General features: G+C 55.1%; 12 protein-coding genes. 7 read left to right on the top strand and 5 right to left on the bottom strand.

Features of this window, described 5'->3' with window-relative positions:
• The first annotated feature begins 8 nt into the window (after positions 1-8).
• Positions 9-881 (top strand): DMT family transporter, encoded by an 873-nt coding sequence (locus GQF03_RS06880; protein ID WP_161338470.1) that lies wholly within the window; start codon positions 9-11, stop codon positions 879-881.
• 9 nt (positions 882-890) lie between these two features.
• On the opposite strand, the gene GQF03_RS06875 is transcribed toward GQF03_RS06880, so the two are convergent.
• Entirely contained in the window at positions 891-1,577 is a 687-nt protein-coding gene (locus tag GQF03_RS06875) for a cell wall hydrolase (RefSeq protein WP_161338469.1), read from the bottom strand.
• A 713-nt stretch (positions 1,578-2,290) separates the two neighbouring features.
• On the opposite strand from GQF03_RS06875, the gene GQF03_RS06870 reads away from it, so the two are divergent.
• Entirely contained in the window at positions 2,291-2,611 is a 321-nt protein-coding gene (locus GQF03_RS06870) for an ArsR/SmtB family transcription factor (protein ID WP_161338468.1), read from the top strand.
• An 83-nt stretch (positions 2,612-2,694) separates the two neighbouring features.
• Here GQF03_RS06870 and GQF03_RS06865 read toward each other — a convergent pair whose 3' ends face one another.
• Positions 2,695-3,690, bottom strand: a complete 996-nt coding sequence (locus GQF03_RS06865; RefSeq protein WP_161338467.1) for an NADPH:quinone oxidoreductase family protein — start codon at positions 3,688-3,690, stop codon at positions 2,695-2,697.
• Positions 3,691-3,832: 142 nt separating this feature from the next.
• Here GQF03_RS06865 and GQF03_RS06860 point away from each other — a divergent pair, with 142 nt between their 5' ends.
• A complete protein-coding gene (locus GQF03_RS06860) occupies positions 3,833-4,582 on the top strand; it encodes a cytochrome c biogenesis CcdA family protein (RefSeq protein ID WP_161338466.1) in 750 nt (249 codons plus the stop codon).
• Positions 4,583-4,889: 307 nt separating this feature from the next.
• Positions 4,890-5,582, top strand: a complete 693-nt coding sequence (locus GQF03_RS06855; RefSeq protein ID WP_161338465.1) for an SOS response-associated peptidase — start codon at positions 4,890-4,892, stop codon at positions 5,580-5,582.
• On the opposite strand, the gene GQF03_RS06850 is transcribed toward GQF03_RS06855, so the two are convergent.
• Together GQF03_RS06850 and GQF03_RS06845 are read right to left on the bottom strand one after the other, a co-directional pair.
• Complete coding sequence (locus tag GQF03_RS06850; protein ID WP_161338464.1) at positions 5,579-6,484, bottom strand: RNA polymerase factor sigma-32; 906 nt, start codon at positions 6,482-6,484, stop codon at positions 5,579-5,581. The genes GQF03_RS06855 and GQF03_RS06850 overlap by 4 nt on opposite strands.
• A gap of 221 nt (positions 6,485-6,705) precedes the next feature.
• On the bottom strand, positions 6,706-7,950 hold the full coding sequence (locus GQF03_RS06845) for an MFS transporter (protein WP_338401308.1): 1,245 nt from the start codon (positions 7,948-7,950) through the stop codon (positions 6,706-6,708).
• 192 nt (positions 7,951-8,142) lie between these two features.
• Here GQF03_RS06845 and GQF03_RS06840 point away from each other — a divergent pair, with 192 nt between their 5' ends.
• From GQF03_RS06840 to GQF03_RS06830, 3 genes are all read left to right on the top strand, one after another.
• Entirely contained in the window at positions 8,143-8,781 is a 639-nt protein-coding gene (locus tag GQF03_RS06840; RefSeq protein WP_161338462.1) for a carbonic anhydrase, read from the top strand.
• Positions 8,782-8,911: 130 nt separating this feature from the next.
• Positions 8,912-9,757, top strand: a complete 846-nt coding sequence (locus GQF03_RS06835) for an AAA family ATPase (protein WP_161338461.1) — start codon at positions 8,912-8,914, stop codon at positions 9,755-9,757.
• A gap of 12 nt (positions 9,758-9,769) precedes the next feature.
• Complete coding sequence (locus tag GQF03_RS06830; protein ID WP_161338460.1) at positions 9,770-10,948, top strand: vWA domain-containing protein; 1,179 nt, start codon at positions 9,770-9,772, stop codon at positions 10,946-10,948.
• Positions 10,949-10,969: 21 nt separating this feature from the next.
• Here the strand turns inward: GQF03_RS06830 and GQF03_RS06825 are convergent, their stop codons facing one another.
• Positions 10,970-11,755 carry a class I SAM-dependent methyltransferase gene (locus GQF03_RS06825; protein WP_161338459.1) on the bottom strand — a complete coding sequence of 262 codons (786 nt, stop codon included), beginning with the start codon at positions 11,753-11,755 and terminating at the stop codon, positions 10,970-10,972.
• Positions 11,756-11,812 lie beyond the last annotated feature (57 nt).

Here is an 11,812-nt window from a genome sequence, read left to right as displayed (position 1 = left end):
TGTCGGACATGATAAAAATATCCCCCCATCTTCGCGGCATTCTGATAACCGCCGCCGGTGTTATCATGCTCTCCCCTGACGGACTGCTGGTTCGTCTGGTCGCCGCCGATAGCGCCACGATCCTGTTCTGGCGCGGACTGTTCTTCGGCCTTGCCATTTTCGGATTTTACTTTCTTCGCCGCGGACTCGGCGCGGTAAATCTCATCAGGGTCATGGGGCGGCGCGGGCTGATTGCCGCCGCTTTCTTTTCGTTGAGCACCTGTTTCTTCGTTCTCGCCATCACCCATACCACAGTTGCGAATGCCCTGGTGATTATCGCGACGGCCCCGCTGTTTGCGGCGGTCTTTTCCTGGCTTGTGCTGAAAGAACCGATTCCGGTCGCCACCTGGATGGCCATAATTGTCTGTATCGGCGGGATCAGCTTGATCTTTATGGGTAGTCTCGGTGGCGGCAGCCGTCAGGGAGATTTCTACGCGATTCTGTGCGCCTTCATGATTGCGGCTCAGGTGACAACTGTTCGCCATGCACGGACTATCGATATGGTGCCGTCCCTCGGGATCGCCGGGCTGCTGACGGCGCTCCTGGCCCTGCCGTTCAGCGCCCCCCTTGCGGTCACTGGTCTCGGCTTTGCCTATCTCGGCGTTCTCGGGCTTCTCGTTCTACCTCTCGCCTTCGGGCTCATCACGGTCGGACCGCGCTATATCTCTGCCCCGGAAGTCAGCCTGCTGATGTTAATGGAAAGCGTTTTGGGCCCCTTTTGGGTCTGGCTAGTCCTCAATGAAGTGCCGGACAACGAAACGGTCCTCGGCGGCGCCATCGTCATTTCAACCCTGATGGTACATACGGGGCATGCCTACTTCAAGAAGCGCCGCCCTGCCTAAACGGACCCGCTAGATCGTTTCCTCGCGATAGAAGATATGGCTTCCGACCTGGCCGAGCTTGTTAAGATGCGCGCTCCAACGTGGGGAAACATAGGATGCGTGATAATGGGTTGCCCGCTTGGCGACACCGCTCCGCTCGCCCTTCATGACCAGCGCCACGACTTTCAGGGATTTCTCCCAGGCAGTGGTATTCTTCGGACGATCCGAAAGGCCGTCGCAGGCAAAGGAAAACTGGCATTTATGGCGCCGGTGCTGATTCTGGAACACAACATCACAGGCATTGTCGGGGTAACGCGGATCAACGATGCGGTTGAGGATCACTTCGGCAATCGCTACCTGACCGACGAGCGGCTCGCTCCGCGCCTCGAAATAGACGGCCTGGGCAATGCACATTTCCTGACGAGTGAATGTCCGGCCAAATAGATCGACGGATTCAAGCGACGTATCGAGATTTTCCCCGTTCGGCATATCAAGATTGGGGAGCGCGCCAAAACTGGAGGGAAGCGTCGCAAGTTCCGCGAATTTCTTGTCCAGCCGGGCTTGATTGGCGTACTTGACCGCCCCGGAGTAAGCGATCTGGTCCATCGGTTTCGCCGATGCGCCGATCTGGAACAGAAGAGCAAAGCTGATGGCCATGACCGCCAGAATACTGATGGCCCCCAGGAACAAGCCAAGTTCATGAGAGCGTAAATTCATTGTCGAAATTTTTGTGTTCCGCGGGCTCTGCATCGTCACTTTTCCATCATTATGTAAATCGTAAGGCTGCATAGAGGAATCACTTCCTACTGTATCAACGATTTTACCAAGCCATTCGTTCCGCCCTCATCCCCCTTATACGGGACAGGCGGTGTTTTATTTTACCTTCTGTTAACTATTGATCGCGACTAATGGTTAATAGAAACTTACTAAAGGACGTCCGCATAAACGAGCGGAGGACTAATAAATTCTTTAAAATCAGGAATTTAACAAACATCCGCTGCTGACGCAGCTGGCAAGACTGTCAATTCCCCGGCTTATCCCCCAAATGAGGTATAAGCCCTTAACTCACCTTTCTGTCTTCACCCCAAAAAATGCGGTGGCGCGACGTTGGAAATGACCCGATGTGGCGGGCGTCGTTTTCCTACCAGAGAATAACGTAATATACAAGATTTTGTGAACCGGGCATATTGACGCGGCAGAATCTGTGAGAGGGATGTTCAGAAAAGGAACCGATTTTGGATCCGCGCGAAACCAAAAAAGCTAACAAAATCTGTGCATTGGCTGCCTAAATTTTGAGCGAACTGCCTATTAATTGGAGTTTCACAGAATTTTTTTGTTGTTTTAGATTGTTTTGCTTGCATCAATTGGTCCAATTGATATATCAGCTAATAGGAATTTTCGATTTTAACACAAAGTGTATGGTTTTATTGATGAATATAGCAACGCTCCAGAAGAACGCACAAAATGCGAGCCGTTTTCTCAAGGCAATCTCGAACAAGCACCGGCTTCTCATTCTCTGCAATCTCGTCGATTCGGAACGGTCGGTCGGTGAACTTGAAAAGATTGTTGGATTGAGTCAATCCGCGCTGTCGCAGCATCTTGCCCGCCTTCGCAAGGAAGACGTCGTCAAGACCCGCCGGGAAGCTCAGACAATCTATTATTCGCTTCAGGACGACAATGTCGTCGACGTTCTCCGGCTGTTGGAAGGCATTTTTGCCGAAGATACAGCCAAACTTGCGGAAGTCGCCTGACGGCCAATGAAGTTGCGGGGCAGCATTCCGATGCTCCCCCCCTTCCGCTCTGACACCTTTCTTATATTACCGGGCTTTTTCCGCTAATCGTCGATCCGCACGACATGCTTGCCGGTAACCTCCCGCCGTTCCATTGCCCGTAAGGCATCGCCGATCTGCGAGAGTGACCAGCTTTTGCCGATAATCGGCTTGATGTCCTTTTCCTCGGCGATTCGCCGAAGGGACGCCGCCGCACGTTGCCCGGCGACAGGATCGCGGCGCCCGAATTCCCCGGCCCGGACACCGATGACGGAGCAACCCTTTTCGAGCGGTTTATCGGCCTTGAGAAGGCCGAAGGCACCACCGGCGAAGCCGACGACGAGAAGGCGGCCGTTCCAGGCGATACAATCGAGGCTTTGCTCAAAAAAAGCGCCGCCAACCGGATCGACAATAACGTCCGCGCCCTTTCCTTCCGTAATTTCCAGGACCTGCCCAGCGAAATTGCCCCGGCGATAGTTGATTAGATGATCCGCACCGCTCGATCTGGCGATATCCAGCTTGGCATCCGAACTTGCCGCGGCAATTACCCGCGCGCCGACGGCCTTGCCAAGCGCCACCGTCGCCTGGCCGACGCCGCCGCCGGCACCAAGAACCAGAAGATATTCCCCCGCCTGCAAACGCCCTCGATCGATCAGCGAGACATGCGCCGTCAGAAAGGTCACTGAGAAGGCCGCCGCCTCCTCGAAACTCAGATGTTTCGGCATCGGCGCGAGCTGCGCGGCCGTCACCGTTGCATAATCCGCAAACGCGCCTGATTTGCTCTTGTAAAGTACGGGATCCCCGACCTTGAATGGTGCGGCGGGATCCAGTGTTTCCTCAACTACGCCCGCGGCTTCCATACCGAGTGTGAAGGGGAGCTCCGGCTTGAACTGATATTTGCCATAGGTCATCAGAAGATCGGGAAAATTAAGCGCGGCGGCCTTCAATTTTATGCGCAATTGTCCGGCCGCGAGGGGCGGCAGCGCCTGACGCTCGAGATGGACACCATCCGGACCGTTCAGGCTGTTACAAATGGTCGCAGTGGCAAATCTGTCAGTCATATTATGTTCTTTTTATCCGGGACTTGACCATAGCTAACCTGATCCTGCGGGGAAATTCCAGCGCAATTTACAATCTTGTGACTGGATCGCGAGGATCAAACGGGGTAACTCTGGCAAACCCAGAAGGCGTGAGGTGTTATCTATGGCGGGTGCGGAAATATCCTATTTGGCGGCGGCGGGCGGCGGGCTGGTCAGCTTCCTGAGTCCCTGCGTCCTGCCGCTGGTCCCGGCCTACCTCTGCCTTGTCGCGGGAACCAGCCTCGAAGAGCTTACCGAAGCGGGCGAGGATGGCGCGGCACGAGGCATAAACTGGCGGGTCGTCGCAACCTCCTTTATTTTCGTGCTCGGCTTCTCGACAGTATTCGTGCTGCTCGGTGCCTCGGCGTCCTATGTCAACCGGCTCATCATCGAACATCTTGAATTGCTCTCGAAGATCGCCGGCGCCGTCATCGTGATCTTCGGCATTCATATGACCGGGCTGGTCCGCATTCCCTTTCTCTATCGGGAAGCGCGGTTCAACACAATCGACAAGCCGCAGAACTGGTTTGGCCCTTATCTGATCGGCCTTGCCTTCGGGTTCGGCTGGACGCCCTGCATCGGACCGATCCTCGGCACCATCCTCGCCATAGCGGCAAGCGACAGCTCGCTCGGATACGGGGTCAGCCTGCTCGGGGTTTATTCCCTGGCCCTTGGCATCCCCTTTATCCTGGCGGCTTTTGCCATGAACAGGTTTCTGTCGTTCATGCGGCGGTTTCGCCGCTATTTCAAACTGGTTGAGGTTGGTACCGGCCTGATCCTGATCGCAACCGGCTTTTTGATTTTTACCGGCCAGTTCCAGATCCTGGCCTACTGGTTCTTGGAAACTTTCCCGGGCCTTGCCAATCTCGGCTAGGCGTAATACCTAGACGATAAATGCCGACAGCGCCAAAAAGGTTATCAGCATTGCCGCTATAAACCATGTTGCCTTAACTTCGTCCCGCATCTTCTTCATCCTTCATGTCAGATAGCTTGTTTCAGCTTCGTCCTTGGCAGGTTCAATTGATTTCAATAGTCTGCTTTCTTTTGCTGGAAGTATATATGCCGCGAAAGCGGGTCAAGGATCGGGAGTCCGAAATCGTGGAATTATGACCGATATTGTGGAATCTTGTAGCCATGGTCACATTCACGCGCAAGGATGATGCAGGAAGGGGTTTGACGCAATGTGCGGACGCTTCACGTTAACCAGCCCGGTGGAGGCGATGCAACGGCTGTTCGGCTTCGATGAGCGGCCCAATCTCGCCCAGCGATACAATATTGCGCCAACGACCAACATTGCCGCCGTCCGTCTTGCCGAGGATGAGACAGAACGAAAGCCGCAGTATTTTGCCGCCCAATGGGGCCTTATCCCCTCCTGGGCGAAATCGCCGGATTTCGCCGCGAATATGATCAATGCGCGAAGTGAAACGGTGAAGGAAAAGCCTGCCTTTCGATCCGCGTTCAAATCCCGCCGCTGCCTTATCCCCGCCAACGGCTTCTACGAATGGCAAAAACTCGATAATGGGAAAAAGCAGCCCTGGCTCATCGGCGTTGGGGATCTGCCTCTTTTCGCCTTTGCAGGGCTCTGGGAACGCTGGCAGGCGCCGGAAGGACGGATAATCGAAAGCTGTACGATCCTGACAACGGCGGCCTGCGAGAGCATCTCCTTCATCCATCCGCGCATGCCTGTTATTCTGGACCCGGCGAATTTCGATGCGTGGCTCAGGGGCAATGCGGGGGAAGAGCTGCTGACAGCAGTCGGCGCGGACCGGATGAGTTTTTTCAAGGTATCCAGCCACGTCGGCAATGTCCGCAATGATGACGCGGACTTGCACACACCGCTGGAATCAGAGAACCGCCAGAAGACGCTTATCTAGGACCGGCCATCCCTGTCCGCCGCGAGGGCGGGATTGCGATTTGCCTCCCGGCTGATCCGGACAACTGAACTTTTCAACTTCTCGAAGGCCTTATGCTCGATCTGGCGTACCCGTTCCTTGGTGATGCCGAGACGGTCGCCGAGCACCTCGAGCGTTGTCTTGTCGTCCTGAAGCCGTCTTTCACGAATGATAATCTGCTCACGCTCCGTCAGCTCCTGAAGCGCCGTTTCCAGCCAGTGCGACCGCACCGCGCCGTCGATAGTGCGCATCGTGCTCTCTTCCGGTGTCGGGTTCGTATCCCGGAGAAAGTCCTCGATACTGTCGTCGCCTTCCTCCCCGATCGGCGCGTTGAGCGACTGATCCCGAGTGGAGAGGCGATGCGCCATCTTTTCGACCTCCGCGATGCCGATCTTCAGCTTTTTCGAGATTTCCATCAAGGTATCGGTCGAGAAGGCAGAATCGTCCATGTTCTGGATCTTTGCTCGCAACCAGCGCAAATTGAAGAACAGTGATTTCTGAGACGCGCTCGTGCCCGAGCGGACAATCGACCAATTCCGCAGGACATAGTCCTGCATTGCCGATTTGATCCACCAGCTTGCGTAGGTCGAAAAGCGTATTTCCCTTTCCGGCTCGAACTTGAAGGCGGCCTGCATGAGGCCGATGTTCCCCTCCTGCACCAGATCGCTCATGGAGAGGCCATAATTCCGGAATTTGGACGCCATCGAAACGACAAGCCGCATATAGGCGGAAACCAGTTCATGCAGCGCTTTTTCGTCCCCCTCCTGCCGCCAGCGATAAGCCAGTTCAAACTCTCTTTCGCGCGACAACAGCGGGACGGACATCGCAGCCGAGACGAAGGCGCGGTTACGCTTTTGCGTATTTGCTGTCTCATGCTTGATCATGTGACGTTACTCCCACTTTAAAAAGCCGATGATCGGCGCCGTGGACCGAGCGCACATTATAATGGTTCTAATTTAAGACTTTTGCGGTTAATATGCAATCCCTTCGAGCGCCAATGACGAAAATGTGATCAGTGATGTATGCCCGTGCGAAGACGTCTTATACGCGACAACCGTGTCGGAAAAATGACGGACAGCACTATATTTTAGCTTAGTCCGGCCGGTCAGGCATTCCTTGCTCCGGCTGGCGGTCGTTCAACGGAACCGGCGTAGACGAGAAGCGCAACGACAAGAATTCCGGCCACAAACAGGAAAGACTGCGCATAGCCGTTTTCGGGATTGGCGGACAGCACCCAGCCATACAGTGACTGCATAAAACCAACGCCTAGAATACTGATCAGGTTCAACGTCGAATTGGCCCGGCCAACCAGATGATCGGGAAAGGAATTCCGGCAATGGGCGGCGAGAACGACATAATATTGCTGAACGAAATTGATATAGACGAACAGCGCCGTCACCGCCCAGACCGGCAGGTTATCAACAAGGCCGAGTATCACGAAGACGAACAGTTCCGTGGTCACGGCGACGATCACGATCATCTTCCGGCTTTTGAAAATCCGGTCGAGCGGCCCGAAGAAGAGGGCCCCGATGGGGACAACCGCCGCCATCAACAACAGAATCTGGCCGCGCTCGGCGCCGTCCAGGCCATAGGTATCCTCAAGATAAGGACCGCCCCACATTCCCAGCAACGCCGCCGCCGGGCCATAGGCGACAAACCCCATGGCGAGGAGATTGAAAAACCTCGGATAACGCAATACGGCCCAGTACCCCCGGATGCTCTGCCCGATCGTCGCGGGTTTGTCGGCGCTCTCGGTATAGTCCGGCGGCGTATCCCGAATGATGAGCATACCGGCCAACACGGCGGCCAGCGTGATTCCGGCCACGAAAATGAAGGGCAACCGCCAGCCGAAATGTTCGATGGCGTAGGCGAGCGGCGCCGAGGCCATCATTGCACCGAAACTGGAAAACGCCATCAACCAGGAAGCCATGGTCGCGAATTTCGCGGGCGGAAACCATTTCGCGAACAAAACATAGGACGACATCATCGTTACGGAAAATCCCAGACCGATCAGGATACGCGATCCGATCACTTCCTGCAGGTCTCCGGCGGCGGCCAACAAATATGAGCCGACGACGGCAAGGAGAGTGACAGCTGAAATTACCTTGCGCGGCCCGAACCGGTCGAGCGCCATGCCGATCGGCACCTGCACGAGGGCGGAGGCAAAAAACAGGGCGGCGGCGGCGATACCAAGGCTGGCGACAGGAACCCCGATATCCACGGAGATCGGGAGCATGAGGACAGCGCCGGACATCCGGTGAAATTGCCCAAGCCCGAACAGCACCGCACAAATAAGGAAAATGTATAGGGCGCGCCGTCTTACGAAGGAGGGTCTGGATTCGGAGGGCATATAATCATCGTACTTTTATTCTTATTGCCGTAACGCTCCGCTTAAAGAGGCCGTTTGTCAATTTATTTAACAGTCATGCCATCTTTGCCATGGCGCCAATAAGGGGTTTCTCTGATGCCAAATTATGCTACATAGGCGCCCTGAGACGGACCGGTAGCGGTTTCCCCGTTTGATGTCACGAGGATCTGGTTGATGGAAGAATTCAAGAAAGTGTTTGCGAAGAATAAAGCCTGGGCGGCCAGCACAACTGCGGCGGATCCCGACTTTTTCTCGCGTCTCGCGCATCAACAAAGCCCCGAACATCTCTGGATCGGCTGCTCGGACAGCCGGGTTCCCGCCAACCAGATCATGGATCTGCCGCCCGGCGAAGTGTTCGTTCACCGCAACATCGCCAACATCGTTGTCCCTTCAGACCTCAACTGTCTGTCGGTGCTTCAATATGCAATCGAGGTTCTCAAAGTCCGCCACGTGATCGTCTGCGGTCATTATGGATGTGGCGGTATTGCGGCGGCGATGTCTGACCACAAGAACGGCATGATCGATAACTGGCTCCGGCATATACGCACGACGATCCGGATCTATCACGACCTGATCGAAAAGGCGGCGACGCATCAGGAAAAGGCAGATCTTGTTTGCGAACTGAATGTCATCGAGCAGGTTCAGAATGTCTGCGCCACGACGATCGTGCAGGACGCCTGGGACAAAGGACAGAAATTTGCCGTCCACGGCATCATTTATTCGGTAAAGAACGGCCTGCTTAAAGACCTCCTCCACTGTGAGGCCGGCAACAAGGTTACGCATGGCGATGACTTCCCGGCCGTTTTGAAATAACCGGGCAATTTGATCCCCGCTAAATTGACTTTTTGTCAAATCGCTTGATCAAAACGCCTGCGAAGCTTATTTTCCAATGAACAGCGCCCATGTAACCCTTCGAAAAAAGAAAAAGAAACGAGAACTCGGCATGAAATTTAAAGGTACAGACACATATGTTGCGACGGAAGATCTGATGATTGCCGTCAATGCCGCCATGACGCTCGAGCGGCCCCTGCTGATCAAGGGCGAGCCCGGTACCGGCAAAACGGTGCTGGCACAGGAAGTTGCCAAGGCCCTCGGCAAGAAATTTATCGAGTGGAACATCAAATCCACCACCAAGGCGCAACAGGGCCTGTATGAGTATGATGCGGTTTCTCGCCTTCGCGATTCCCAGCTCGGCGATGACAAGGTGCATGATATCTCCAACTATATCCGCCCCGGCAAGATGTGGGAGGCCTTTACGGCCGATGAGAGCCCTATCCTGCTCATCGACGAGATCGACAAGGCAGACATCGAATTCCCCAATGACCTGCTGCAGGAACTCGACCGGATGGAGTTCTTCGTCTACGAAACGCAACAGACGATCAAGGCCAAGCACCGCCCGCTCGTGATCATCACCTCGAATAACGAAAAGGAACTGCCGGACGCTTTCCTGCGCCGCTGCTTCTTCCATTACATCAGCTTCCCCGACACCGAGACGATGGAGAAAATCGTCGACGTGCATCATCCCGATGCCAAGCGGGAACTTGTCCGCGATGCGCTGAAGGTCTTCTTTGATGTCCGCGAAACGCCCGGCCTGAAGAAGAAGCCCTCCACCAGTGAGCTGCTCGACTGGCTGAAACTGCTGATGAGCGAGGATCTCCCCGAAGACGTTCTGCGCTCGAAAGACCCGGGCAAGCTCATTCCGCCGCTCCATGGCGCGCTCCTCAAGAATGAGCAGGATGTCCATCTGTTCGAACGCCTCGCTTTCCTCTCCCGCCGCGAACAGCGTTAGGGCGGAACAGCGATGTTCACCAAATTCTTCTTCACCCTGAAAGACGCCTCGGTCCCCGTAACGTTGCGGGAATATCTGACCTTGATCGAGGCGCTCAAGGCCGGCTGCGCCGAATATTCGGTGAATGATTTTTATTATCTCGCCCGGGCAACGCTGGTGAAGGATGAGAAGAATCTGGACAAGTTCGATCAGGTATTCGGCCATTGCTTCAATGGCATCGAGTTTATTTCCGACGCGGCGGAAGTCGAGATTCCAGAAGAATGGCTGAAAAAGCTGGCGGAGCTTTCCCTCACCGACGAGGAAAAGGCGCAAGTCGAGGCCATGGGCGGCTGGGAAAAGCTCATGGAAACCTTGCAGGAACGGCTGAAGGAACAGGAAAAGCGCCATCAGGGCGGCAATAAATGGATCGGCACCGCCGGAAAATCCCCCTTCGGCGCCTATGGCTACAATCCCGAAGGGGTGCGCATCGGCCAGAAGGAAAGCCGCCATCGCAAGGCCGTCAAGGTCTGGGACAAGCGCGAATACAAAAACCTCGACGACAGCGTCGAGCTTGGCACCCGCAATATCAAGGTCGCCATGAAACGGCTGCGCCAGTTCGCCCGCGAGGGCGCGGCGGAGGAGCTTGATCTCGACGACACCATCCGCTCAACCGCGCGCAATGCGGGCTTTCTTGATCTGAAGATGCGGCCCGAACGGCACAACACGGTCAAGGTCCTGATCCTGTTCGATATCGGCGGATCGATGGATGATCATATCAAGGCCTGCGAGGAGCTGTTCTCGGCGGCACGCACTGAATTCAAGCATCTCGAATTTTATTATTTCCACAACTGCGTTTATGAAAAACTCTGGAAGGAAAACAGCCGCCGCCATACCTCCTTCATGCCGACATGGGACGTGCTGCATACCTACCCCGCCGACTACAAGCTGATCCTTGTCGGCGACGCCACCATGAGCCCTTACGAAATTGCCTATCCCGGCGGCAGCGTCGAGCATTGGAACGAGGAGGCCGGGCAGGTCTGGATGGAGCGGATGCTGAATATCTATCACAAGGCGGTCTGGCTCAATCCGGTACCGGAGAAATACTGGGATTACACGCCGTCGGTGCAGATGATCAAGCAATTGATGACCGACCGGATGTATCCGCTCACGATTGGCGGACTTGAGAGTGCAATGAAGGAATTGAGCCGGTAAACCGGTTCGATCGCCTGCGCGTCAGCGACCGCCCCGACGGACGTATACCTTCCATTTTCCGCCAAATGCGTTTCTCAGCCTGTCATACTCAGGGCTCTCGTCCAGCAGGCTGTGATGCATCGGATTGTTATACAAGAAATAGACCGGTTCGCGGACATCGGCGAGATCTTCCGAAATCCGGGCCAGAACATCCTCAAGGACATCCGGGCCGAAGGCATTGAAGACATAGATAACATGCGCCGCCGCCGGCAGCCTGTAGCTTGCCGCGTCCCCGTGGACAGAAGTCAATGCGCCGGAACGAACGCGTCCGCGGTCCTGCAGCTTGGCAATATTGTCTCTCGCGGTTTCGTGTAATGCTTGGCTTAGCTCGACGCCGGTCACCGATCTGAAGGGATAGCGGGCGGCAGCCGCCAGGATCGCCCCCTTGCCGGAACCGTAATCAACAAAATGATAGTTTGAATAGTCGATATGGAGTTTTTCGAGCACGTAGCGGAATTCATAATCCGAGGATGCTTCATAGCGTCTGGCGGATCCCCGGCGCTCATCGGGAATGTCCAGCTTGTCACATTCCACGATACCGGTCGTATCGAGCCCGCTTTCGCGGATATTTTGCTTGAAGAACCGGTATTCCTCGAGGAGGGAAAGTCTCGCCTTTGCGAAGATATTGGCAAGCAGTCCCAAAATGGTCCGCCGAAAGCCCCGGTATTTGATATTGACCGCGAGGGTCCGGAGATTCCGCATGAACTGGTTATGTTCGACTTCATGTCCGGGATATCGGGCGGTCTTGGTAAAAACGAAACGTAACAACTGAAAATCCTACAAAATGATAATCGTTTTACGATATGAACTGACTTGTCATACTCC

It is taken from the genome of Sneathiella chungangensis (genome assembly GCF_009882935.1).
In the GTDB taxonomy this organism is placed as follows: domain Bacteria; phylum Pseudomonadota; class Alphaproteobacteria; order Sneathiellales; family Sneathiellaceae; genus Sneathiella; species Sneathiella chungangensis.
This window is presented reverse-complemented; position numbering and strand designations above follow the sequence as displayed.